The sequence below is a fragment of the Microcoleus sp. S13_B4 genome, assembly GCF_036700885.1.
In the GTDB taxonomy this organism is placed as follows: Bacteria; Cyanobacteriota; Cyanobacteriia; order Cyanobacteriales; family Microcoleaceae; genus Microcoleus.
Map to the genome: position 1 here is coordinate 13,206 of NZ_JAUBPU010000040.1, position 23,075 is coordinate 36,280.

A 23,075-nucleotide genomic window follows, 5' to 3' on the forward strand; every position below is an offset into this window, starting at 1 on the left:
TACTAAATCCGGGTTCATTAACTTCTTTATCACTAAGCGGTTGAAACCGCTACCAACGCGAGTACACAAACGAAGTCCGGGCAACGGGAGACTAAGAGATAAAGGAAGTATTTAACCCTGATTTGATATCACAACAGTCAACCGTCAACAGTCAACAGTCAACTAATTATTAATTTTCATGCTCAAATCCAGCCAAGTCGATCGCGTAATCGGAGCACTGGTAGAAATATAGTCAACTCCGGTTTCGGCTACACTTCTAATTGTTTCTAAAGTAACATTGCCGGAAGCTTCAATTTTTACCCGATCGCTCTGTTGGCGAATTATTGCCACTGCCTGTCGCATCAAATCAAAGGACATATTATCTAACATGATAATATCGGCTTTGTGCTGCAAAGCTGTTTCTACTTCGGCGAGACTTTCGGTTTCGACTTCGATTGTCAGCGGATAGGGAATAGAATTGCGAATTAGGGCGATCGCCTCTGCAATTCCCCCAGCCGCCGCAATGTGATTGTCTTTAATCATCACCGCGTCATCTAATCCCATCCGGTGATTGCTAGCACCGCCGACTTGAGTTGCGTATTTTTCCAACAATCTCAATCCCGGCGTTGTCTTGCGCGTATCCACTAATTGCACGGGCAAATCGGCAATTTTGTCAACATATTTTTGAGTTAAAGTAGCGATGCCGCTCAAACGCATTGCCAAGTTTAATGCTACTCTTTCTCCCGTTAGCAGCGCATCGAAATTGCCGGAAATCTCGGCAATTACTTCTCCTTTATCGCACAGTTTCCCTTCTGGTACTTGGGGGATGAAACTGAGGCCGCTGTCTAAAAGTTTAAATGTGCGATCGGCAATTGGCAATCCGGCAATGACTCCAGCTTCTTTGACAATCCATTTAGCCGTACCCTGGATGCTGTTTGCGGGAAATAAGGCCGATGTTGTGCGATCGCCCCTACCGATATCTTCTAGTAGCCACTTGTGCAATAGGGAGTCTAAAACTATCCAAGGCGGTAATATTGCTGTCATGTTTTTGTCAGTTGTTATATCAAGATCATATCTACTAGGAAGAATAGTTGATCGGGTAATTTTAGGCAAGTTGCAAAATAAGGATGGCCACGCGGATGTCCTTGTTGGCTTAATTACAGTTTGCTCAACAGGCGCAGTTTTGTAGTCAATCACCTGTTGACAACGTTGGGTGTCGGTGATTTAATAGAGTGAGTTTGCTTTGTCGCAAGGAAAATTGGCGCCAAAGAAACAAGCTCATCTGATTTATGAGCAAGCAGAGGCTTTGGGGTGAGCCACTAGGGCTAAGGGTAAGTTTGCTAGTAAATTTGGAAGTAACGAACTTGATAAATTAGAGTTCGGATTTGATTATTTCGCCTAAAAACTGCATTCAAGCTACAAATACTCAGTTATGACTCACCTAAATATTTCTCCTCTCAACCGTCGCTCTTTTCTTAGTTATGTTGCTTTAGGTACTTTGGGTTTATTGACAAAAGACTTGCTTGATCCAGCTAGCGCTATGGCTGATAGCGAGGGATTAGGCAAAAATTTCTCTACCTTGGAGAACTATCATATTTTTGTTCCTTATACCACAGCCCGAGTAGGAGGAAAGCAAACTTTTACTTTGCGATCGGGAGAACCTTGCCAGGTGGAAATTCCCTCCAAAGCTCAAGATAGCCAAGAGATTACCATCAAAGGGCGCGGTCAAGACGGTAAAGATATTACTGTAGTTTTACATACCTTATACGATAGACAACTCGGGATAAAAGAGGAAATTTATCAAGAAATTGACAAAAAGACGCAATTTGTCGAAGAAGCAAGCAAAGCTAAATGCAAATTTGTTTATGAGCAAATCGAGGATGGTGAGTACATTGATGATCTGATCGCCTTGGATTTTCTGGATTATGTTATATATTCTTCCAAACTGGGCAGCCAAATTCAAGAGCGTTACCAAATCGCCAGTACCAATTCACGCCTGGTCGGAATTTGGCAAGCCATTGAATCGACATTGGCTCAATCTAAACTGACTGAGGCAGAGAAGAAACTAATCAGAGGAACTTTTGCATACGTCCGCGCCGGCGAACCTGTTCCTGACTTTAAAGCACTCACAGATATGGACTCAATCGTGGCAAGTTCGGCGCTGCCTTTAGAAATAAAACAGAGTTACTCTTTGTCCAGTGCCAATTCAAGAGGCTTAACAGTTGATTTTATTCTGGTCAAACAAATTAATGACAGCCAATTGAGTGCTGAACAAAAGCAAAATTACCAGTCAATATATCAGCAGGTGCGCGACGGCAAGACAGTAGAAGATGCCGCAACTTTGAACTCGCTAGACTCCTTCATTAACAAAGCCAAAATCCCAGAAAATGCTAAAGCTGTTTACTCAATAGCAAGGAAACAAAATTTAGAGAATCAAATTGCTTCTGGTGAAAAAGCCGATGCTTTTGTCCAAACTGCTCAAGCATTCAAAGAGCAACTGACGGATGCTAAAGACAAAGGAGCAGCAATTGTTCCACAAGCTACGAGAGTGTTGAGTACACTTGGAGCAGAAACAGCAACGGGTGTTAGTATTAGCAGTTTATCTGGCGCGGCTGCAACCAACGCGACTTTAGCTGTTTTAGGTGGTGGTTCTGTCGCGGCTGGTGGTTTAGGAATGCTGGGTGGTTTAGCAGTAGCAACAGGAGGAGCCGCGCTAATTGGAGCCGCAGGGCTGCTGTCTATTGCGTTAGTCTCAGAAATGGACAGGGAAGACCAAAAAAATCTGGGAATTGCAATTGGTACAGGAACAGTCGCCGGTACTGCAACTATTTTGGCTGCTTGGACTGCTGCGAGTGCTTTGGGAGCTGCAGGTACATTGTCCGGTGCTGCTGCTATCACTGCTACCATCTCGACTATTGGTGGACTCAGTGTAATGACTGGCGGCGCTGCTCTTGTTGCATCAGGTACAGCCTTTTTAATTTGGTCATTACTCAAAGGTGGAAAGAGTCGCGATTCATCCGTGCTGCACCAGTTAGAAACTCGAACCTACACCTATACTGAAAATATCATTGCGGATGATTTGGGAAAATTTTTACAAAAGAATGTAAGTCCCACAAATGGTATTAAAGATGGATTTTCTGCTCCTAATATTCCATTAGATAAACTATCCAAAGCGCTGTCTTCATGGCTATCTCTTGACTCTGGAGAAAAAGTAATCGCTTTGATAGACAACAGTGTTTTTAAAGATGCAAAAGAGGGGGTTGTATTTACAAACGCAAAAATGGCTTGGAAAATAATTCTTTCAGAAGCTGATGCCATTAACTATGAAAATTTAGCAAAATTTGTCAAGACGGAAAGCAAATTAACTTCACTGCTATCTGAGGCGAAGCAGAAACAGGAGTTGTCTAAGTTGAAAAAGGTAGTAGATATTTTGTCAGACGAGAAATACTCTACCAATTTATCTAAGTTGCAAGAGTTAGTAACTTTAGTGGGAAGTGACAAAAACTTATCGGATCTGGTTTCTAATGAGAAGTATAAAAACAAGTTGCCACAATTAAAATATGCAGTAGCTATTCTATCAGACGAGAAGTACAGTCAGAACTTGTCTAAGTTGAAAGATGTTGTAGATGTCTTATCTAATGAACCTGATTTAGTAAAATTTTTCTCGTCTCAATTAGTGTCACAGCTATCTGACAAGAACTATACCAATGACTTGTCTAGGTTAAAAGAGGTAGTAGATAGGTTTCTAAACGAATCTGACAAGGACAATTTCACTAAATTGCTTCGACAAATTAGCCAAAAATATAGCACTGTTTAGGCAGCAACTTTTGCCCGCGATTCGGACTATGAGGAAGGCGGAAGGCGATCGCCCACTATTGACTGCTAAAATTAAGGGCGATCGCTTGTTATGATTGTATTAAAAAAAAGACGAATTAAAGAGGCAATTAGAATGACTATTTGTGATATTATGATCGCCCTAATTGGAGCAACTTCCAGAATCATTCTTGCAAGAAATCAGCGACTTCCTGGTCTTTGTGATGCACAAGCACCAAAATAGAATAGCTGAACCCAAACTCCTAGACGATATTGCTAAAGCTTGGGCAAAAAGGTTCGAGGAAGTCGATCGCTTGGAAGTAATGACTAATGAGTCGGATAGCGAATTTAAGCTACAGTAAAAGCTATACCAGTTCATCTAACTCAAGACTAGCCGGAGACTTTACGGTGGGCAAGTAGCGCTGAGGGGAAGTTTGCACGAAATTCGATCGGGTGGAATTCTGATAGTTGTGCTAATTTAGAATGCAAAAAAGATGTTCGGCGTTTGGGAGTAAATTTGGAAGTGGCGGGGTGGTCAGCTACTTCGGGGTTCTGCACAATTTAGGTAGAACCTTTAGAAAAGCGTAAATTCAAGACGTAAACCCTGTAAGGGAAAACCTATCGTAAACATAGGAGTTTTCCGTTTTCAAACTTAAAGGCTTAAAATGAGCAAATAGGGAGCACTCGGTCAAGCAAATCTCCTGTAGGGGTAGAGAAGGTTATATGGTGCGCCAGAGTTTAGGACAACGGTTATCCAGTCTCAGAGTTGGGCAAAAGATCGGTTTAGGATACACCCTTGCTCTCAGCATTGCTGTGTGTGGAACAATTGCTGGTTTTGGAGTTGGCGATCGTTATCAACAAGAGACTGAAAAGGGAGAACAACACGCGCGTAACGAAGTGGAACTTCTGCATCGTCTGCAATCTCGTGTTCTCCAAGCCCGAACCCATCAACAACAACTCATCCCTCTAGTGCGATACCCAAAAAAATTTCAGCATGAATATGCTCACCTGCTGAAGCATGAAACTGAAATTCAAGAAATTTGGGCTGAACTTAAGGCATTTGTGGCAAAGTCTCGAACCCTACAAGCTGGTGTGCGTCAAGCAACGATTACAGACTTGTTCCAAACCTATGAGGGTATACCACAACTCTACTCACAGGAATTAGAACGCCGAGTTGAACGAATTCGCAGTCTGAATCTTGCGTCACCCACTGATGTTGAGCAAGCCCAAGCACTGATGTTGGAATTTACCAACAGCGATGTGGCGCTTGAATTCGATGGCATCTCCGATGATTTGGTGGGTTTAATTGACCAAGCTTACCACAAACTTGATGTAGCAACAAGGTCTGATCAACAGGCTAGTGAATTTGCTGAGAAAGTGGTGGTTGCAAGTATCGGATTGTCTGTTGCGATCGCCATTCTTTTGGCAGTTTTGACCAGCCGAGCAATTGCCCAACCCATTCAATCTCTGACCAGCGTTGCCAGACGAACTACTGAAGAATCTAATTTTGAGTTACAAGCGACTGTTGAGCAAGATGATGAGATTGGAACGCTTGCCAATGCCTTTAACCAATTAATTCGCGCTGTTCAACAACTGTTACAGCAACAGAAAACAGCCAACGAACAACTCGAAAACTACAGCCAAACCCTGGAATCTCAAGTCGAGGTAAGAACCCAAGAGCTCAGCGACAAAAATACCCAGTTGCAACAACTCTTAGAGCAACTGCAACGCACTCAGGTTCAGATGGTGCAAAGCGAAAAGATGTCTGCTTTGGGGCAAATGGTGGCAGGGGTGGCACACGAAATCAACAATCCAGTCAACTTCATTCACGGCAACCTGAATCATGTGCAGGAATACGCCCACAATTTATTAGGTTTGGTGCAACTCTACCAGAATCACTATCCCGACCCCGCACCCGAAATCCAAGCTGAGGCGGAAGATATTGATATGGAGTTTATCCAAACCGATCTACCTAAAATCCTCGACTCCATGAAACTCGGCACCGATCGCATTCGTCAGATTGTTTTGTCACTCCGCAACTTTTCACGAATGGATGAAGCTGACTTCAAAGCGGTAGATATTCATGAGGGCATTGATAGTACGTTGTTGATTTTGCAGCATCGCTTGAAAGATAAAGCAGAGCGTCCAGCGATTCAAGTAATTCGTGATTATGGTAATCTACCGCTAATAGAATGCTATCCCGGTCAAATCAATCAGGTGTTTATGAACATCCTGGCAAATGCCATTGATGCGCTGGAAGAAGCCAACGTCAAACGAACCTATCAGGAGATCAAGGAAAATCCCAACCTGATTACCATTCGGACTGCCATGATTGATTCAAAGTGGGTAAAAATTGCAATTTCTGATAACGGAATGGGAATGCCTGAATCTGTTCAGAAACGACTCTTTGATCCATTCTTCACCACAAAGTCTGTGGGTAAGGGAACGGGCATGGGGCTGCCGATTAGCTATCAGATTGTCACTGAGAAACATGGCGGTAAGTTAGATTGCTTCTCAATACCTGGTAAGGGAACGGAGTTTGTGATCCAAATCCCTTTCCAACAGCAAAAGCGTGATGCGGTCTAACACAATGCGCCCCACCGCCGAAAAGTTTTCTGTTCGACTTTTGAGGTTATCTGCGATGAGGTTTTAGTTGTAAAATTCACTTTCTCTTTTCGCCTAACTCTCCAAAAAACTAAAGCCCTTTTCCGTTGTTGCGGGAAAAGAGCTTTAATTTATTATTAACCTGGCACTGAGCTATTTTACCGGGCAGTGACCCGCCGAGTATCTTCGCCATAGCAACGTTTAACAACCGAGTTCGGGATGGATCGGAGTGGTTCCATTACATCATAAGCACCAGGAAAGCTTTGAAAACTTTTAATCCTGTGTTTGCGTTTTACTTGATGCGCTGCATCTTTTTCGCTCGACTTAATTACCTTATCAAGTTTTCCGCAGACTGTCAACCCCTTGGTCAAAACTTTTTTTCGATCGCCCGAAACCGCCCCCAATAGCGGAGTTTGACGTATTATTTGCCAGTGTGGTCGATCGACCTTTAACTCACAAATCTAAAAACGCCGCATCGACACCGTGCTCTGTGGGAATCTTCCCGTCCTTCACAAACCAAGCCACAACCTGCTTAACTGTTAATTGTTTGATCGCCCTTTCAGCTTCTGCAGCCATTTGCCTCAAAGGCAGCAAAGACCCCACCACCAAATTCGTAAAAAAGTTTTCCTTTCCTCGCATCAAGTTCGATCGACCCTACATCTGCTGCTGGCCCAGAATATTGAGATTTCTCCAAAACTCGCACCAAAGACATCTCCAACAATTCTTGTGAGGAGTAGGGGTTAGGCCTCCTGCCGGCCCTAGACGAGCTTTTCTGTAGATGACTAATAACTCCCCAAAAAACTAAAGCCCTTTTCCGTTGTTGCGGGAAAAGAGCTTTAATTTATTATTAACCTGGCACTGAGCTATTTTACCGGGCAGTGACCCGCCGAGTATCTTCGCCATAGCAACGTTTAACAACCGAGTTCGGGATGGATCGGAGTGGTTCCATTACATCATAAGCACCAGGAAAGCTTTGAAAACTTTTAATCCTGTGTCTGCGTTTAGTTTGATGCGCTGCATCTCTTTCGCTCGACTTAATTACCTTATCAAGTTTCCCCCTGTCTGTCAACCCCAAAGTCAAATTTTTTTTTTGAGCGCCCGAAACCGCTGGAATTATCGGGGTTTGACGCCGAGTTTGGGGGTGCGGCCGATCGACCTTTAACTCACAAGTCCAAAAACGCCGCCGCGGTTCCCTGTTCTCTGCGAATCTTCCCGTCCTTCACAAACCACGCCACAACCTGCTTAACTGTTAATTGTTCGATCCCGATCTCGGCTTCTGTCGCAATTTGCCTCAAAGGCCGCAAGGACGCCACCACCAAATTTGTAAAAAAGTTTTCAAAACTTGCATCAAGTTCGATCGACCCTTTAATACTCTCATCATTCTTAATCCAATCCATCACCTGCCCATTAGTCACCTCAGCCACCGGCAAACCAGTCTCCCCAGCAATTTGCTTGAGCACCCTCAAAGCATAAATTGCCACCCGCGCCGAAAACTTTTCCTTCGACGACAGCAGCGCCCTATCAACTTCCGCACACTCTTCCGGCTTTAAAAAATCTGCTAGCGGTTCCATAGTTATTAGTTAGTTGTTATTTGTTATTTGTTATTTGTAATCGGTAATTCGTAAAAACACCCATCCGTGTATCCGTGTCAAAATCCGTGTAGTGCTGTCGGTAATTGGTAATTAGTAAAAACACCCATCCGTGTATCCGTGTCAAAATCCCTGTAATGCCTTCCCTCATCCTTCTTCCTTCTTCCTTCTTCCTTCTTCCTTCTTCCTTCTTGCAATCAAATAACCGCAGCGGTGTTCCCCATTTATAATCCAGTGAGTCCGCTCCACAGTACAGTCCGGCAACACCCCCGCAAACATTTCCAACTCATTACCGCAGACACTCGGAAAAGTTTCAGCAACATTAGAAATCGCGCAGTTGTGTTCCATCAACACAAATCGATCGCCCAAACCAGTGCGATCGCAGATCCCAACCTCTACGGATTCTACAGGATAACACTCAGCCATATAACCTTCAGCCCTGCGGAGTTCCATTAACTTAGTCACCCGCTCTTCCAGCGAACCCGCACCCACCAGCCGGCGATACTCCGTCGCCTTGCGCTGCCACTGTTTTCGCAAGATAGTAATCACTTGCTCGCGGCCGACGGTTTCCGCCAACGTATCCAGGAAAGAGACTGCAAAATCACCGTAACGATTCGGGAATTGATCGCGCCCCTGACTGGTAAGCTCATAAATGTGCTGAGGACGCCCCATACCAGCCTGAACCGACTGATACTGAATCAGCCCCTCTGCTTCCAAATCCTTCAAGTGACGGCGAATCGCCTGCGGACTGATATCCAAAGACTCCGCCAACTCAAGAGCCGTCCCCTGCCCCCCCTTGAGCAAATATTGCAGGATGTCTTGTTTCGTGGAAGTCTGCTGAGTAGTCTCCATCATCTTCACAAAAAATTATTAATTTGACTTTGACAATATCACTGTTGTTAATGTAGCTTAAAATATACTAAAGCAACAAATCAGTTGTTTAACTTCCCAGAGCAGCCCCCAGAACTCGCCGGGCCCCCGACAGTTCCACGTCTGCCATCTTTGAGAGACATATCCAGAACACTCGAAAGCGCAAAATTAATGAGCTCTACAGTCACAACCCTAGTCAACCAGCCCTATAAATACGGTTTCGTCACCGACATCGAGTCAGACACCATCCCCCGCGGCTTAAGCGAAGATGTAGTCCGCCTGATTTCCGCCAAGAAAAACGAACCGGAATTCATGCTGCAATTCCGCCTCAAAGCATACCGGAAGTGGTTGACAATGACCGAGCCCACCTGGCCCCACGTCAACTATCCCGCGATCGACTACCAACAAATTATCTACTATTCCGCGCCCAAACAAAAGCCCAAAAAGCTCAACAGTTTGGACGAAGTAGACCCGACACTGCTAGAAACCTTCGAGAAACTCGGCATTCCCCTATCCGAACAAAAACGGCTCGGAAATGTTGCCGTCGATGCCGTTTTCGACAGCGTTTCAATTGCCACAACATTTAGAGAAAAGTTAGCCAAAGATGGTGTTATTTTCTGTTCCATCTCAGAAGCCGTCAAAGATTATCCCGAACTAATAGAAAAATATCTCGGCAGCGTCGTACCAGTCGGGGATAACTTTTTCGCAGCCCTCAACTCCGCCGTATTCAGCGACGGTTCCTTTGTTTACATTCCCAAAGGCGTCAAATGCCCGATGGAATTGTCAACCTATTTCCGCATCAACAACGGAGATTCCGGCCAGTTTGAGCGCACTTTAATTGTCGCAGAAGAAAACAGTTCTGTGTCTTACCTAGAAGGCTGCACCGCGCCGATGTTTGACACCAATCAACTGCACGCCGCCGTCGTGGAATTGGTAACAATGGACAATGCGGATATCAAATACTCCACAGTGCAAAACTGGTACGCTGGCGACGCCAACGGCAAAGGCGGTATTTACAACTTCGTGACGAAACGGGGTTTGTGTCAAGGAGTCAATTCTAAGATTTCTTGGACACAAGTAGAAACTGGTTCCGCGATTACTTGGAAATATCCCAGTTGCGTTTTAGTTGGCGACAACTCGGTGGGCGAATTCTACTCGGTAGCGTTGACAAACAACAAACAGCAAGCTGACACCGGAACCAAAATGATCCACGTTGGCAAAAATACTCGCAGCACGATTATTTCTAAGGGAATTTCGGCGGGGAATTCATCTAACAGCTATCGCGGCTTGGTGAAAATGGGGCCTAATGCTAAAGGCTCTCGCAATTATTCTCAGTGCGATTCGATGCTGATTGGGGATAACGCTCAAGCGAATACTTTCCCTTATATTCAAGTGCAGAACCACACTGCTAAAGTCGAACACGAAGCTTCTACTTCTAAGATTGGGGAAGAGCAATTGTTTTTCTTCGCACAGCGGGGAATTTCCGCAGAAAATGCTATTTCGATGATGATTAGCGGTTTCTGTAAAGATGTTTTCAATCAGTTACCGATGGAATTTGCGGCGGAAGCTGATAAGCTGTTGAGTCTGAAGCTGGAAGGAAGTGTCGGATAATTTTCGCGGCCGATAAACCCTTCCAGGCCGAGTCCATCGGTGACAAGTTAACCTCCCCCTCCGCCAGGAAATGAATTCCTTGGCTAATAGCTAAACTCCTCTAAACAGGACTAATGAGTTTAAAAATTTTCTTCTCAGTCCTCTTCAGAGGACTTTAGCTTTGAGACAGGGAATTCATTCCCTGGCGGACTATCGGTTTAACGTTAAATTGTCACCAATGGGTACAGCCTAGGAACGAGAACAAAAAACTGTAAAGTGCATTGAGGAAAAGGACAAAAATAGATGATTGTAGAAAATAGTCAAGTGGTGCTATCCGTCCGCGATTTAACTGCGAATGTGGAAGATACGCAAATCCTTAAGGGTTTGAATCTGGAAATTAAATCGGGTGAAATTCACGCGATTATGGGCCCGAACGGCTCGGGAAAAAGCACTTTATCCAAGATATTAGCGGGCCATCCTGCTTATACAGTAACGGGTGGAGAAGTTACTTTTCTGGGGCAGAACCTGCTGGAGTTACCGCCGGAAGAACGCTCTTTGGCTGGCGTTTTCCTTGCATTCCAATATCCTTTAGAAATTCCCGGCGTTAGCAATCTGGATTTCTTGCGCGTGGCTTACAATTCTCACCGCAAACATCGCGGCTTGGAAGAATTGGATGCTTTTGATTTCCAAGATTTAATCGAGGACAAGCTGGATATTGTCAAGATGAATGATTCTTTTTTAGGCCGCAGCGTAAATGAGGGTTTTTCCGGTGGCGAGAAAAAGCGCAATGAGATTTTGCAAATGGCGTTGTTGGAACCGAGGTTAGCTATTTTAGACGAGACTGATTCTGGTTTGGATATCGATGCTCTCAAGATTGTCGCCGGCGGTGTGAATCAGTTGTCAACTGCTGAAAATTCGATGTTGGTAATTACTCACTATCAGCGGTTGCTCAATTACATTATTCCTGATTTTATTCACGTCATGGAAGCGGGCAGAATTATCTTGACTGGCCCGAAAGAGTTGGCGCTGGAATTGGAAGAGCGCGGTTATGACTGGGTTGTGGAAGAGGAAGCAGCAGGAGTAGGCGCGCGATGATAAATACGCAAGTTGCTAGTAGGGAAATGTTTTTGACTGATTTGGTGAATCAGTGCGGCAAGTTGGGCGCAGCTAATAACGAAAGTTCTGCTTACGGGTTGCAGGATTTGCGGGAGGCGGCGACGAAATACGTGCTTTCTTCGAGTTTTCCGACGGTGAAAGATGAAGAATGGCGCTTTACTGATTTGTCGGCGGTGTTGCAAATTCCTTTTCATATACCCCAGAGCAATCAGTCAAAAGTTAAGCTGGCTGATATCATTATGCCAGTGAAAAATCGGGATGATTTACCATTAAGATTGGTATTTGTCAACGGTTTTTATGCGCCGGATTTGTCAACGGTGGAGTCGTCGGTTTTTCCCAATTGGCCGCTCGACTTTTACGCAGGTAATCTATTTAATGTACCCGAAAAATATCAAGGGCGCATCAGCGATGTTTTGAGCAAGCACAGACAGCAAGCCGAGGTGTTTACCGCGCTGAATACTGCGGGTTTGGCGGATTCTGCGGTGGTGTTCGTGCCGGCCAATATGTCGATCGACCTTCCGATTCACTTGCTGTTCCTGACAGCGCCCGGTGCATCTCCCACGATGTCCCAGCCGCACTGCTTAGTCATAGCTGAGCCTGGAAGCAAAGTGACACTGATTGAGGATTACGCAACTATCGGTAATGTCGCTGCATTTACGAATGCTGTAACGGATGTTCTTGTCGGCGAAAACGCCACTGTGAATCACGTTCGGCTGCAGCGGGAAGGTGGGGAAGTTGTTCATATCGGCAAAAGTGCAATCGAACAATCTCGTAATAGCCGTTACACTTGCCATGCTATTAGCTTGGGAGGCAAAATATCGCGGCACAATTTAGAAGTATTTCAGCGCGGCGAAGCCACTGAAACAACTTTAAACGGCTTAAGCGTAGCCTTTGGGGAACAGTTAGCGGACACCCACAGTTTAATCGATTTTAATTACCCCCACGGTACAAGTCGCCAATTGCACAAGTGCATTGTCGGCAACAAAGCTCGCGCTGTATTTAACGGCAAAGTTTTCGTTCGCAAAGCCGCACAATTGACAGATGCCGGACAATTGAGCCGGAATTTATTGCTGTCGCCGAGAGCTCGTGTAGATACCAAACCGCAGTTGGAAATTGTCGCCGACAACGTTAAATGTTCCCACGGTGCAACTGTCAGTCAATTAGAAGATGATGAACTTTTCTACTTGCAAAGTCGCGGTTTGGATTTAGAAAGAAGCCGCTATTTGCTGATCGATGCTTTTGCAGCCGAAATTCTCAATCTGTTGCCAATTGTAGGTGTGGCGAAAATGCTTTCTACCTGCGTGGCTATCCAAGGATAAAAGAATTAGCAACAGCGTCGAAGCCTGTTCCACAAAAATCAATGTTCCTGTGGGGTGGGCTTCTAGCCCGCCCAGAATCAGCAACAGCGTCGAAGCCTGTTCCACAAAAATAAATGTTCCTATGAGGTGGGCTTCTAGCCCGCCCAGAATCAGCAACAATACTAACTTCTGAAATTTATGACACTTATTCAAGAAAAAACACTTGCCTCAAAAGTTCGCGGCGACTTTCCAATTTTGAATGAAAAAGTAAATGGCAAACCGCTCGTTTATTTAGACAATGCAGCTACTTCTCAAAAACCCCTAGCTGTACTCAACGCTTGGCGTGATTACTACGGACAATACAATGCAAACGTGCACCGCGGCGCTCACACTCTCAGCGCCAAAGCGACTGATGCTTACGAAGGTGCAAGAGACAAAGTTGCGGCCTTTGTAAATGCTGCGTCGCGGCAAGAAATTGTTTACACTCGCAATGCCACCGAAGCGATTAATTTGGTTGCTTATTCTTGGGGTTTGAGCAATCTGCAAGCCGGAGATGAAATTATCCTGTCGGTGATGGAACACCACAGTAATCTCGTTCCCTGGCAAATGATGGCTCAAAGAACTGGTGCAGTGCTGAAGTTTGTGGAGTTAACGGAAACTAACGAGTTTGATTTGGAACAGTTTAAAACGCTGATTTCCCATAAAACTAAATTGGTGTCAACCGTTCACGTTTCTAATACTTTAGGCTGCATTAGTCCTGTCAAAGAAATCTGCGAAATTGCCCACAGTTTCGGCGCGAAAGTTTTAATAGATGCTTGCCAAAGCGTGCCGCACATGATAGTGGATGTGCAAGCAATAGATTGCGATTGGCTGGTTGCTTCCGGGCATAAAATGTGCGCTCCGACTGGCATCGGTTTTCTGTACGGTAAACTGGACTTGCTGAGAGAAATGCCTCCGTTTTTCGGCGGCGGCGAGATGATTGCTGACGTGTTTCTTGATTATTCCACCTATGCCGATTTGCCACACAAATTTGAGGCGGGGACGCCTGCAATCGGCGAGGCGATCGCCCTTGGTGCAGCAATCGATTATCTTAGTAACATTGGCATGGATAAGATTCACGCTTGCGAAGCTGAATTGACTGCTTATATGTTCCAACAATTGCGGCAAATTCCCGAAATCAAAATTTACGGGCCACAACCAGACAGCAACGGCGAAGGTAGGGCAGCTTTGGCGGCATTTACTGCGGGAGAAATTCACCCTCAAGACTTGTCTACAATGTTAGATCAGGAGGGAGTCGCGATTCGTTCCGGGCATCACTGCACGCAAGCTTTGCACCGCTATTTGAACGTTTCATCTACGGCGCGGGCGAGTTTGTATTTTTACAATACTCGCGAGGAGATTGATGTGTTTATCAAAGCGTTGAAAGAGACGATCGACTTTTTTGGTGGGATTATGGGATAAGTTAATTAGTGATTGAAATGGCTTTTTTTTGAACCGCAGATGTCGGCGGTTCAAAAAAAGATTAGCCAAATTAAAACTCCCGAATCTCAGGATGAACAAATTGATAACCAGCCGCCTTAATCTTTTGATTCGACACCCTCGCATTATAAGGCCGCACGCTAGGACTTCCATCCCAAGAAACTTTAGGCAGATTATGAGCTTCAAAAATGCGATCGAGCAATTCGCGACTCGATAGCGACACATCCCCCACTAAATTGTAAATTCCCTGCAATCGATTTTCCAAAGCAAATGTTAACCCCCCAACAATATCATCTCGATGCACCCAATTACTAGCATCTTCCCCCCTACCGGGACGAGTGCTACCAGCCCAGCCTCCAAAGATTTTAACTAATTCTCGCGCAGGCCCATAAATTCCTCCCAAACGGAGAATGCAGACGTGAAGATTGGGACTAGATGCTGCTAATAAAACCCGTTCTGTTTCTGCGAGAATTTCACCGTTTGGATTAGCCGGCGCGACGGGTGATTCTTCATTTACCAATTCACCTTGGCGATCGCCATACACAGAATAAGTACCCGTATAAATAACCTGCTTTACTGTCGGTATCTGCTGTAAAACCGATACTAAAGTTGTCGCAGTATCTATATAACTTTCCCGATAAGTATGAGGATTTCGGGCACCGACGCACAGCATAACAGCATCTTGTTCTTGCAGTACAGAGGCGATCGCATCTTTGTCATTTCCTTTGAGCACGGCTACCCGCTGCGCGACACCCTCCAACTCAACTACTCGCGTCGCCGTGGTAGTTGTCGCCGTCACGGTACAATCAGATTTGCCGCGTAAATGTTTGGCTGTCGCAGTACCCACATAGCCGCAGCCGACGATCGCAACTTTCATAAAAAATTCTCCATTGTGTCATCCTCTCTAAAATTATTGCCGGTTTCTGCAGCCCTTGAATGCGAGTGCCGAAATCATTTCAATCTGAGTTTTGTGGTAAAATGCAAAGCATCGTTATCAATCGGAGTAGCATCGTGTCCGAGAGAGATATTTTTGCCACATCCTCAGAAAGCGAACTTTTAGCTTTTTATGGTTCTTTGTTTGCGATCGCAGCCGCCGATGGTTCCATTGATATTGACGAACTAGATTTGTTGTTTAAAACCATCAATTTAGACAAATTTTCTGACTCGGCAAAAACTCAAATCCAATCCTACACAGCCACTCCCCCATCACTCAGCGACTGTTTGCAAACACTCAGCAAGTCAGAAGAACCGCTGCGTTTGGGAGTCATGTATTTTTTAATTAACATGGCTGGGGCAAATAAGACGCTGCATCCCGCAGAAAGCGAGGCGATCCAATCGGCAAAAAAACTGCTGGCGGTTTCCGACTTGCAAATCCAAGCCATGCAGGAATTCATCGCAGACATGAAACAAATACGGGAGGCCACCCCTAATAAAAATCAGGCATCAGCCTCCTTCAATTCTACTGTTTCCCAGCTTAAAACTAATGGCATTCCTCTCGATTTGATCGACCGAAAAGGAACCACAACAAACCTCAGCAACCCCAAAATTAACTATTCAGAGGAAAGTTTTTGGACTAAACTTAAAAACTTTGCTTTAACCGCAGGAAGAGAAGTAGTTGAAAAAGCTTTGATTCTCTACTATACGGCTCAGAACCCAAACGTGCCTGCTTGGGCAAAAGGAGTGGTAGTTGGAGCTTTGACCTATTTTATATCTCCGGTCGATGCCATTCCCGATATATTAGTCGGCATCGGATTTACAGACGATTTGGGAGTATTGCTGGCGGCAATAGCTACTGTTTCAGTATATATTAATGCTGATACCAAAGCACAAGCCAAACAAAAAATGAAAGATTGGTTTGGCAAATAATATTATGTCCTGTGGCGCGTTTTGTTTCCGTCTGCATGGGCATAATATAATCTGAATAATATAGAATTTGTCAATCGGATCAAATAAATGACACGGCGTTGCCGTGCCCCTACCCAATATCTGTAATTCACTCAACTGAAAACTTGATTATTGTGGGTTCTCAGTCTTTAATCGGCTTACCATCTCGATTGACAATACGGCTTTCACCATCCTTAGCCGTGACATTTTCATAAACCCCTTCATCCCGCTTCACGTACTTGCTGAAACCCGAATTTTTATAATCGGTGTCGGATGTCGGCTTCATCAACCTCGGAGCGCTCAGCAGTCGGCGTACCGGAGCATCTACGGGAGTCTCCCCGGGTTCGCACTTAGCTAACTCGCACAGTTGGCCCCAAGTCGAAACTTCCAGGTTCATACTGTGCGAAACTTCTAACTGCTGATTGTTTTTGGGACAAAAATAATCGTATACAGGCATACTAAGAATCTCGTTTGCAACTACTAAAATTATTAATTGCACGGTTATTGAGAATATTATAGCTCAACATTACTAAAAATTCAAGCCCAAAAATCAAACTTTACTATTTTTAACGGTTGTTAAAACCTTAAATCAGCTATATTATTAACCCAGTGTGCTTGCTCCCGGATGCGATCGAGACAAAGCCCAAAAGTACCCTACCCTGAAATCCTCTGACTCGATCGCACGATCGCACGATCGACGGCTAGCAAATGCCCGCAAGACTTCCCTCAATGCCGTCACAGGATTGATCATCATTTTCAGACTGTACGCCAATCACAGATTCTAAGTTTCAATTTTATTTATTTACTCACCAGCGAGGATTTACCGATGAGCGATTTCAAAGTTACGCCAGAAGTAGAGCTGAACACAGCTCAAATGTTGGAGCGATACGAACTGCAAGATGAGACAACTCTGCGCCGTTGGGCAAAACTGCACGGCATCAACAGCACTCGTGGTTTCTTCTATCCCAGTGAAGTAGATTTGATGGATCACGCTCACCATCATCTCTACAATTTGGGAATGAGCATTGCAGATTACCAAAGTCTTTTAGACCGACGCCGCAGCCATTCCCACACACCGGGCGACCAAAATAAAACAGTAGCAAGTCAAGTTGCTGACGAAGCATACGATGCCATAGAAACGCTAACAGATCAGTATGCTGAAGCTATTGATTTAATGGGAGAACGTATAGCAGACCATTTCATCGATGAACTCGATTTATCTGTGATGAGGCACCTTTCTAAAAAAGTGCAAGACCGGCGCACTCTCAACGGTCAAACCAAAAAGCCTAACCGTTTTCTCCAAGTGATTAAAGCTGTGTTGCAACCGAGCAGCGAAAATACGCTTCTGGTTCCCAAAAAAGAGAATGACTCTAGTTTAGAATTAGAACAGCATCACCGCCTCGGCTAGTCGCCGATTTTTGGGAAAGACTAAGAGACTTTTTGTTCAATTTACTGGTCAATTTTACTGAAAAGCCGACCGGACCCCTCCCCTTTTCAAGGGGAGGGAGCAGGAGTCAAATTTTTTATATTATGAAACGGAATAGAAGAAAATAAATTGAGATTTCCCAGAAGTCTAAATTACTTTTCAACTGATGTTGGGTTTCGCGACGGAACCAAAACTAATATAACTAGGGACAGATTGCGCGATCGCCAAAATTAGAGATAATATCTGCTGAATTGAACCTGTCAACCTCGCCCAAGGTAAAAAAATGATTAAATCCTGGATGGTAATTGGAGGCGTCGCCTTGATAGTAGCACTAGCAGCTAACTTTATCCCGCCCAGCGACATCCAATGGTTTAACCGCTTGCAGCGTCCGAGATGGCTAGTAATTGAAAAAGCAATTCCCCTAATTTGGACAGTAATTTTTATTTGTGCAGCTTGGTCAGCAGTGATTGTTTGGGAAAAAGAACCGGGAACTCAGGAGACTTGGCTGAGAATGGGTTTGTACCTGCTTTTAGAAATAGTAACTATGTCTTATACCTCGGTTATGTGCAAAGTTAGGAGCCTAAAAGTCGGCACAATAATCGGCGGAACGGGCGCTATTTTAAGCGTTATACTAGCTTTAAGTGTGTTGCAAGTTTCCGAGCCTGCCGCCCTGTTATTGCTGCCTTACATACTTTGGAGTCCGATCGGCACTTACACCACTTGGGCAATGATGCACCTAAATCCGGCAGATGTTTAATAGATCTAAAAATAAAGGGTAATTGGTAATTGATAATTAGGAAAAAGCTAATTGCTAAGCTGTACCTCACCCAATAGAAAACTGCTATAGCAGCAAGCCTCGCATCACTTGTGAACTCTTTCTATTGTCTTTCTTCTCTTCCTTTTCTTCCTTCGCGCCCTACCCTACGGGAACGGCTTCGCCGAAGGCGTCTTCGCGGTTCTTTAAATAGATACTCTCTGAGTTTTATCGCGTGGTGGGGGCGGCTTTATTTAATTTGTTGGCAAGGTGAGGATTATTAGTAAACCCCCGCCTAAAAGTTGATTGAGAATGATGCTTGATGTGAGTTAAAACTCCAATCAAGCACTAATTCTCAGGGTTTAAACCCCCCGCCCCATGTCGGGCAAGCGAGTTAACCTAGCGACTCCGAGAACGGCTAGGAGGCTCAGTTTCTGGTGGTTCGGGAGGGGGAGATTCAGCATCCGAAGAATTCAGCGACTCCTCCCAAACTTGGATTTGCGATCGCGCTTGCTCAAAAGCCCGAGTACCCGAGGGAATTTTCTTCAAAGTTGCGATCGCCCCAGCCAGATCCGACGACGACTGTTCCACACCAAGCGCCAAAATCCGCTGGCTCCACTCATCAATCGCCTCACTCGCCTGCCACCGGAGCGAACTCGACTCCGGCACCTGAAGAGCCAGCGAAATTGCCGTTTGCAAAGCGTCAGCAGTCCCCGCTCGGGCCGCCTGACGGGCGCTCTGCAAACCTTGCTCGCCCTGAAATTGAGCCTCCCAAGTCCGAATGTTCGATCGAGCTTCCTCATAAAGCACCCGTCCCGATCGAATCCGGCGGGCCATCTCAATTGCCCCCGCCAAATTGCCCGCCGCCGCTAGCTGCTGAGCTCTATCCAAAAACGGCTGGTCAACAAGCCGCTGTCTCCTCTCCATCCAAGCTTGAATTTTGGTTTGAGCTTCCACGTAAAGCGCCCTACCTTGAGCGATCCGAGAAGCTTGAGCAACGGCGGCCTCCAGAGAATTCGGATCGCCTGTACTCGCCAAATCGTTCGCTCTTTGCAAATACGGACTGTCTTCCAGCAGCTCGATTTGACGGCTCAAGCGGCTAATTTGAGTGCGAACTTCCGAAGCGCGGGGGTTTGATTGGGGGACTGTTTGCAATTGCGCGATGGCAGCCCTCAAATCATTTACCCCTCCCGGCGCCGCCAGCCTGCTTGCCAAATCCAAAACTTTCACATCAGCCATTTCTTGCTGCCAGCGGCCGACTAAATTTTGAGCTTGTTTGTATAAAGGGCGACCCGAATTCAACTTTTGAGCAATCTCGATCGCCTTGGAGAAACCCTCAACAGAGCCAGTCAAAGCCTGAGCAGTAGCACTCGCCAACTGGTTAAAATCCTCAACTTGTCCCCTTAAATTTGCCGACTCTGGAATCTTGTTAGCGATCGCGATCGCCTGCTCCCAATCCCCTGCCTGCAAGCGTTGTTGCGCGATCCCCAGAATTTTCTTGCTAAATTCCGCGATCGCCTTATTGGCAGCTTGATACAAATAACTGTTTTGATCAATTCCCTGAGCCAGCTTAATCCCCGTTACCAGATTGTCAAGACCTCCCTCAGAGGCTGTATTCCGGGCTTTTAGCAACTTATTTCCCTCAGCCCGAGTCGTCTGAATTAGCTTAGTCAATTCCTCGTACTTAGCCGATTCCCAGAAAGTATTTCCCACATCCAAAAGCAGAGTAGCTTGGCGGAAAGCCAGCGTCCACTCTTCCTGACGCAAATGGTCTTCGGCCGTGTGGTAAATTTTCTCTGCCTCGCTCCATATCGACTGCCACTTTTCAATCTGCTTTTCCACCATCGGGTAAGCGGGAACGTTTTGAGGAACCTTGTTCGCTATCGCAATCGCCTGCTCCAGCTTTCCTTCTTGGAAACTAGCATTTCCCAGCCTAATAATATCCTCCGACCACCGATCAATTTGAGTGTTAATTCTCGGCCGCAGCGGATGGTCTTGTGGCAAAGCATTCACTAATTCGATCGCCCACAGTAAATCATCTGCCGTCCGCTTGCTAGCTGCTTCTTGAGCACAAAAAAAGCGATCGTTAGCAGAAGCCGTCGGCCAAAAAATCTTTGAGCAATTCGACTGCGAAGTCAGGTTGAGCAAAGACGCAAGTGCCACAAACCCCATGCCCACCGACAGAATCAAACTCACGGCGAGCCAAAACTGCCACTTATTCGACCACCTGGGCCACAACCGATTGTGTCCCTCCGGCTGCTGCGAGTTTTCCCCAGACAAATTCGGCGGTAGTTCCAGATGCCCTCCCGGCAGTTTTCCCGAAGTAACCAACTCTCGGAGCTCTTTAAGTCGCTCAGCCCGGTTTTTCCTTGCTGGAAGTGGCACCAGCGATGAAGTATCCCTTTTTGGCTCGAAGGATTCTGATGCAGACCAACGGCCTGATGTTTTGCGATCTTGACTCATATCCTCACCACAAACAACAACCAGCCTGTCTTAATTATTTCAAAACAGCGATCGCTGCTATTGACTGCTCTATAGAATGTATTCATCACTTTTAAATACTCCAGCAGGCGAAAGACTACAAGAGGCGATCGCCAAACCCCAAAAATCAAAATTTTGTGATTAGGTAATTGATAATGGGTAATTGGCAATTGGTCAAGGCCTTGATCCCTAACTCGCACTCCTGATTGCCAATTACCAATTATTATCTCAAGAACCGGAGTTCGATCGCAAATCGCCGATCAGTTCCGCAAGTTGGTCGCTATTAGCTTTGTAAACCTCGTTGCAGAAATGGCACGTAGCCTCAGCCCCCCCATCTTTTTCAATCATGTCTTGGAGTTCCGCTTCGCCCAACATTTTCAGAGCTCCCAAAACTCGATCGAACGAACAGCCGCAGTGAAAGCGCACCATCTGAGTTTCCGGGAAAATTTCCAGGCCCATATCTCCCAGTAACTCTTCGAGAATCTCGTGCAGCGTTTTGCCCGATCGCAGCAGCGGCGTAAAGCCCGACAGTGCAGCCACTCTCGATTCTAAAGTTTGCACCAATTTTTCGTCCGTTGCCGCCTTCGGCAGAACCTGCAACAGCACACCCCCAGACGCTTGTACCCCGCCCGCCCCCACAAACACCCCCAAAACCAGAGCCGAAGGCGTCTGCTCCGAGGTTGCCAAATAGTGAGTCAGATCGTCGCCAATTTCGCCGGAAACCAATTCTACCGTACTTGAGTAAGGGAAACCGTATCCAACGTCCCGCACCACGTACAAATAACCGTCACCTATTGCCCCGCCCACATCGAGTTTGCCTTTAGCATTGGGCGGCAACTCGACTCCGGGATTGTCCACATAACCTCGAACTGTTCCATCGAGTCCCGCATCCACCAGAAGCCCGCCCAGCGGCCCATCTCCTTTGATGCGAATATTGACTCTCGATTCGGGGCGTTTCATGCTGGAGGCGAGTAACAGCCCCGCCGACATTGTGCGGCCGAGGGCGGCTGTAGCCACGTAGGAGAGCTTGTGCCGCTGTCTTGCTTCTTCGGTGAGGCGGGTGGAAATGACGCCTACAGCGCGAATTCCGCCCTCTGCGGCTGTAGCGCGAATTAATTGATCGGCCATGAAAAACCTTACTATGTCTTTTGATACTTCTTTAAACTATTTTAGAAGTTCTTGAAGGTTGCCGCAGCAAGTAGTAACAGTTGACTCTGCGGGCCTGGGAGTGCGATCGAACTTCAGAACTCGCCTTTCTTTTCTATAAAACCTTGACTAACTGAGTATTTATTAACAAATAGTCTGATAAATTCTTCAACATAAATATTTATTTTTAAAACCTAAATAACGAGTGCATTTCTTTTCCAAAAGACAGCGTTTTCTCAGTCATTTTATAACAACTAACAACTAATGACTAATGACTAAAGCTTATCTTGCTGCTAACCAGACCATTACCAAACCTTTACCTTTGTCGGCTAGAGTGAGAGGCGTAGGTCTCAGACAAATGTTTTTTAGCTGGAAATAACGGATATGCCACCAACATCCAAAGCACTTTTAGCGGAAGTCCAGCATAACACAGGAGCAACCCGAAACTTGCATTTTTATGCCAAGGGCGAAACCATTCCTATGATGCCGCAAGGCCTTTGGCGAGTCTGTCAAGGTCTAGCACAACTGAGTACGCTTTATCCAACCGGGGAAGAAGGACTTTTGGGTTGGGTTGGGCCTTCGATGTGCTTCGGTTTGTGGTTGACAAGCTTACAGACTTACCGAGCTACGGCGACATCAGATATTTATTTGATGTGGTATTCTATGGTGGAAATCGAAGCTTCTCCTCAATTGGCTCACGAGTTGCTGCCTCAAATGGTACGGCGGCTGCGACAAATGGAAGCAATTTTAGCGATCGCCGGACAGCGGCGAGTAGATGACCGTTTGTATCAGCTACTGCTATTATTGCAACAGGAATTCGGTCAGCCTGTGGTTGAGGGAACTCGTTTGAATATCCGTTTGACACATCAAGATATTGCTAATGCGATTTGCACGACGCGGGTAACAGTAACTCGAATGCTGGGAAAATTGCAGCAGCAAGGGTTAATCAGTCGAGATGGCGATCGGCATTTAATTCTTAACAAAGGTGTTTTTGCGTCCACGTCGGATTTGTTTGGCTGCAACCCTCAAGCAGTGTAGCAAGCACC

20 protein-coding genes, 2 rRNA genes and 1 pseudogene are annotated in these 23,075 nt (G+C 45.8%); 12 read left to right on the forward strand and 11 right to left on the reverse strand.

The features are described 5' to 3' along the window. Window positions 1-162: 162 nt before the first annotated feature. On the reverse strand, window positions 163-1,023 hold the full coding sequence (gene nadC, locus QT994_RS19085; protein ID WP_333177118.1) for a carboxylating nicotinate-nucleotide diphosphorylase: 861 nt from the start codon (window positions 1,021-1,023) through the stop codon (window positions 163-165). A 388-nt stretch (window positions 1,024-1,411) separates the two neighbouring features. On the opposite strand from nadC, the gene QT994_RS19090 reads away from it, so the two are divergent. The 4 genes and pseudogenes from QT994_RS19090 (at window position 1,412) to QT994_RS19100 (ending at window position 6,378) form a co-directional block, all read left to right on the forward strand. Continuing rightward, entirely contained in the window at window positions 1,412-3,796 is a 2,385-nt protein-coding gene (locus QT994_RS19090) for a hypothetical protein (RefSeq protein ID WP_333177121.1), read from the forward strand. A gap of 187 nt (window positions 3,797-3,983) precedes the next feature. Next, on the forward strand, window positions 3,984-4,154 hold the full coding sequence (locus QT994_RS19095) for a hypothetical protein (RefSeq protein ID WP_333177124.1): 171 nt from the start codon (window positions 3,984-3,986) through the stop codon (window positions 4,152-4,154). A gap of 47 nt (window positions 4,155-4,201) precedes the next feature. Continuing rightward, a pseudogene (locus QT994_RS27895) lies at window positions 4,202-4,357 on the forward strand (DUF6753 family protein); the annotation flags it as partial. A 158-nt stretch (window positions 4,358-4,515) separates the two neighbouring features. Beyond that, window positions 4,516-6,378 (forward strand): ATP-binding protein, encoded by a 1,863-nt coding sequence (locus tag QT994_RS19100; protein WP_333177127.1) that lies wholly within the window; start codon window positions 4,516-4,518, stop codon window positions 6,376-6,378. A 158-nt stretch (window positions 6,379-6,536) separates the two neighbouring features. On the opposite strand, the gene rrf (QT994_RS19105) is transcribed toward QT994_RS19100, so the two are convergent. From rrf (QT994_RS19105) to sufR, 5 genes are all read right to left on the reverse strand, one after another. Beyond that, a 5S ribosomal RNA gene (gene rrf, locus QT994_RS19105) occupies window positions 6,537-6,653 on the reverse strand. A 196-nt stretch (window positions 6,654-6,849) separates the two neighbouring features. After that, a complete protein-coding gene (locus QT994_RS19110; RefSeq protein WP_333177130.1) occupies window positions 6,850-7,038 on the reverse strand; it encodes a hypothetical protein in 189 nt (62 codons plus the stop codon). A gap of 208 nt (window positions 7,039-7,246) precedes the next feature. After that, window positions 7,247-7,363 (reverse strand): 5S ribosomal RNA (rrf, locus tag QT994_RS19115). A gap of 196 nt (window positions 7,364-7,559) precedes the next feature. Next, entirely contained in the window at window positions 7,560-7,967 is a 408-nt protein-coding gene (locus QT994_RS19120) for a hypothetical protein (protein ID WP_333177133.1), read from the reverse strand. Between the two features lie 165 nt (window positions 7,968-8,132). Continuing rightward, a complete protein-coding gene (gene sufR, locus QT994_RS19125; protein ID WP_333177135.1) occupies window positions 8,133-8,840 on the reverse strand; it encodes an iron-sulfur cluster biosynthesis transcriptional regulator SufR in 708 nt (235 codons plus the stop codon). A gap of 186 nt (window positions 8,841-9,026) precedes the next feature. Between sufR and sufB the strand changes: the two genes are divergently transcribed. From sufB to QT994_RS19145, 4 genes are all read left to right on the forward strand, one after another. After that, window positions 9,027-10,466 carry a Fe-S cluster assembly protein SufB gene (gene sufB / locus QT994_RS19130; RefSeq protein WP_333051992.1) on the forward strand — a complete coding sequence of 480 codons (1,440 nt, stop codon included), beginning with the start codon at window positions 9,027-9,029 and terminating at the stop codon, window positions 10,464-10,466. Between the two features lie 282 nt (window positions 10,467-10,748). Next, complete coding sequence (gene sufC / locus QT994_RS19135; RefSeq protein ID WP_333177138.1) at window positions 10,749-11,540, forward strand: Fe-S cluster assembly ATPase SufC; 792 nt, start codon at window positions 10,749-10,751, stop codon at window positions 11,538-11,540. Beyond that, window positions 11,537-12,880: a Fe-S cluster assembly protein SufD gene (sufD, locus tag QT994_RS19140; protein WP_333177141.1), complete on the forward strand. Its 1,344-nt coding sequence runs from the start codon at window positions 11,537-11,539 to the stop codon at window positions 12,878-12,880. Before sufC ends, sufD begins: the two co-directional genes overlap by 4 nt. A gap of 177 nt (window positions 12,881-13,057) precedes the next feature. Beyond that, window positions 13,058-14,320 carry a SufS family cysteine desulfurase gene (locus tag QT994_RS19145; RefSeq protein WP_333177144.1) on the forward strand — a complete coding sequence of 421 codons (1,263 nt, stop codon included), beginning with the start codon at window positions 13,058-13,060 and terminating at the stop codon, window positions 14,318-14,320. Between the two features lie 70 nt (window positions 14,321-14,390). Here the strand turns inward: QT994_RS19145 and QT994_RS19150 are convergent, their stop codons facing one another. Next, complete coding sequence (locus tag QT994_RS19150; protein WP_333177147.1) at window positions 14,391-15,215, reverse strand: NAD-dependent epimerase/dehydratase family protein; 825 nt, start codon at window positions 15,213-15,215, stop codon at window positions 14,391-14,393. 101 nt (window positions 15,216-15,316) lie between these two features. Here QT994_RS19150 and QT994_RS19155 point away from each other — a divergent pair, with 101 nt between their 5' ends. Beyond that, window positions 15,317-16,204: a DUF1232 domain-containing protein gene (locus tag QT994_RS19155; RefSeq protein WP_333177150.1), complete on the forward strand. Its 888-nt coding sequence runs from the start codon at window positions 15,317-15,319 to the stop codon at window positions 16,202-16,204. Between the two features lie 160 nt (window positions 16,205-16,364). Here QT994_RS19155 and QT994_RS19160 read toward each other — a convergent pair whose 3' ends face one another. Together QT994_RS19160 and QT994_RS19165 are read right to left on the reverse strand one after the other, a co-directional pair. Next, window positions 16,365-16,679 carry a zinc ribbon domain-containing protein gene (locus QT994_RS19160; RefSeq protein ID WP_333044226.1) on the reverse strand — a complete coding sequence of 105 codons (315 nt, stop codon included), beginning with the start codon at window positions 16,677-16,679 and terminating at the stop codon, window positions 16,365-16,367. 144 nt (window positions 16,680-16,823) lie between these two features. Beyond that, window positions 16,824-16,976 carry a hypothetical protein gene (locus tag QT994_RS19165; protein WP_333177153.1) on the reverse strand — a complete coding sequence of 51 codons (153 nt, stop codon included), beginning with the start codon at window positions 16,974-16,976 and terminating at the stop codon, window positions 16,824-16,826. A 72-nt stretch (window positions 16,977-17,048) separates the two neighbouring features. Between QT994_RS19165 and QT994_RS19170 the strand changes: the two genes are divergently transcribed. Continuing rightward, window positions 17,049-17,630: a hypothetical protein gene (locus tag QT994_RS19170; protein ID WP_333177156.1), complete on the forward strand. Its 582-nt coding sequence runs from the start codon at window positions 17,049-17,051 to the stop codon at window positions 17,628-17,630. A gap of 301 nt (window positions 17,631-17,931) precedes the next feature. After that, window positions 17,932-18,405, forward strand: coding sequence for a TspO/MBR family protein (locus QT994_RS19175; RefSeq protein ID WP_333044229.1), 474 nt, complete (start codon window positions 17,932-17,934; stop codon window positions 18,403-18,405). A gap of 396 nt (window positions 18,406-18,801) precedes the next feature. On the opposite strand, the gene QT994_RS19180 is transcribed toward QT994_RS19175, so the two are convergent. Further along, on the reverse strand, window positions 18,802-20,865 hold the full coding sequence (locus QT994_RS19180) for a hypothetical protein (RefSeq protein WP_333177159.1): 2,064 nt from the start codon (window positions 20,863-20,865) through the stop codon (window positions 18,802-18,804). Window positions 20,866-21,111: 246 nt separating this feature from the next. Continuing rightward, complete coding sequence (gene hslO, locus QT994_RS19185) at window positions 21,112-22,011, reverse strand: Hsp33 family molecular chaperone HslO (RefSeq protein WP_333044232.1); 900 nt, start codon at window positions 22,009-22,011, stop codon at window positions 21,112-21,114. A gap of 402 nt (window positions 22,012-22,413) precedes the next feature. Here hslO and QT994_RS19190 point away from each other — a divergent pair, with 402 nt between their 5' ends. Continuing rightward, window positions 22,414-23,067 (forward strand): Crp/Fnr family transcriptional regulator, encoded by a 654-nt coding sequence (locus tag QT994_RS19190; RefSeq protein ID WP_333177162.1) that lies wholly within the window; start codon window positions 22,414-22,416, stop codon window positions 23,065-23,067. The last annotated feature ends 8 nt before the right edge of the window (window positions 23,068-23,075 follow it).

What these genes read in the sequence shown, in the direction of transcription:
- nadC (WP_333177118.1), bottom strand. Translation starts at nt 1,023, where the DNA reads ATGACAGCAATATTACCGCCTTGGATAGTTTTAGACTCCCTATTGCAC.
- QT994_RS19090 (WP_333177121.1), top strand. Translation starts at nt 1,412, where the DNA reads ATGACTCACCTAAATATTTCTCCTCTCAACCGTCGCTCTTTTCTTAGT.
- QT994_RS19100 (WP_333177127.1), top strand. Translation starts at nt 4,516, where the DNA reads ATGGTGCGCCAGAGTTTAGGACAACGGTTATCCAGTCTCAGAGTTGGG.
- QT994_RS19120 (WP_333177133.1), bottom strand. Translation starts at nt 7,967, where the DNA reads ATGGAACCGCTAGCAGATTTTTTAAAGCCGGAAGAGTGTGCGGAAGTT.
- sufR (WP_333177135.1), bottom strand. Translation starts at nt 8,840, where the DNA reads ATGATGGAGACTACTCAGCAGACTTCCACGAAACAAGACATCCTGCAA.
- sufB (WP_333051992.1), top strand. Translation starts at nt 9,027, where the DNA reads ATGAGCTCTACAGTCACAACCCTAGTCAACCAGCCCTATAAATACGGT.
- sufC (WP_333177138.1), top strand. Translation starts at nt 10,749, where the DNA reads ATGATTGTAGAAAATAGTCAAGTGGTGCTATCCGTCCGCGATTTAACT.
- sufD (WP_333177141.1), top strand. Translation starts at nt 11,537, where the DNA reads ATGATAAATACGCAAGTTGCTAGTAGGGAAATGTTTTTGACTGATTTG.
- QT994_RS19145 (WP_333177144.1), top strand. Translation starts at nt 13,058, where the DNA reads ATGACACTTATTCAAGAAAAAACACTTGCCTCAAAAGTTCGCGGCGAC.
- QT994_RS19150 (WP_333177147.1), bottom strand. Translation starts at nt 15,215, where the DNA reads ATGAAAGTTGCGATCGTCGGCTGCGGCTATGTGGGTACTGCGACAGCC.
- QT994_RS19155 (WP_333177150.1), top strand. Translation starts at nt 15,317, where the DNA reads ATGCAAAGCATCGTTATCAATCGGAGTAGCATCGTGTCCGAGAGAGAT.
- QT994_RS19160 (WP_333044226.1), bottom strand. Translation starts at nt 16,679, where the DNA reads ATGCCTGTATACGATTATTTTTGTCCCAAAAACAATCAGCAGTTAGAA.
- QT994_RS19165 (WP_333177153.1), bottom strand. Translation starts at nt 16,976, where the DNA reads ATGATGATCAATCCTGTGACGGCATTGAGGGAAGTCTTGCGGGCATTT.
- QT994_RS19170 (WP_333177156.1), top strand. Translation starts at nt 17,049, where the DNA reads ATGAGCGATTTCAAAGTTACGCCAGAAGTAGAGCTGAACACAGCTCAA.
- QT994_RS19175 (WP_333044229.1), top strand. Translation starts at nt 17,932, where the DNA reads ATGATTAAATCCTGGATGGTAATTGGAGGCGTCGCCTTGATAGTAGCA.
- QT994_RS19180 (WP_333177159.1), bottom strand. Translation starts at nt 20,865, where the DNA reads ATGAGTCAAGATCGCAAAACATCAGGCCGTTGGTCTGCATCAGAATCC.
- hslO (WP_333044232.1), bottom strand. Translation starts at nt 22,011, where the DNA reads ATGGCCGATCAATTAATTCGCGCTACAGCCGCAGAGGGCGGAATTCGC.
- QT994_RS19190 (WP_333177162.1), top strand. Translation starts at nt 22,414, where the DNA reads ATGCCACCAACATCCAAAGCACTTTTAGCGGAAGTCCAGCATAACACA.